Origin of the sequence: Shewanella sp. S1-49-MNA-CIBAN-0167, assembly GCF_040310145.1 — a bacterium.
GTDB classification, from domain to species: Bacteria; Pseudomonadota; Gammaproteobacteria; order Enterobacterales; family Shewanellaceae; genus Shewanella; species Shewanella psychromarinicola.
This window is the reverse complement of the sequence record NZ_JBEOPO010000301.1, coordinates 1-266: the sequence shown is the minus strand read 5'-3', so window position 1 is coordinate 266 and position 266 is coordinate 1. Positions and strand designations below refer to the sequence as shown.

General features: G+C 42.9%; 1 protein-coding gene. It reads left to right on the top strand.

Annotated features, from left to right (window positions below; translation table 11 throughout):
- Window positions 1-266: PLP-dependent transferase (locus tag AAEZ00_RS21385; RefSeq protein WP_351089930.1), on the top strand; the 266-nt coding region annotated here is incomplete at both ends.

Sequence of the window (266 nt, the reverse complement as noted above, 5' to 3'; positions counted from 1 at the left end):
GTAAATCCACATTTACAAGTATTCGATCTTGCTGCTATGGCCAAAGTCGCTAAAGCACATAATCTAGTTTCAATCGTCGACAACACCTTTATGACACCACTTTTGCAGCAACCGCTAGCGTTAGGCATTGACATGGTGATCCACAGTGCCACCAAATACTTAAACGGTCATGGCGATGTCATCGCAGGTATTGTGTGCGGCAATTCAGAACACATGCACAGATTAAAATACGAAATCTTAAAAGACTTTGGTGGCGTGATTTCTCC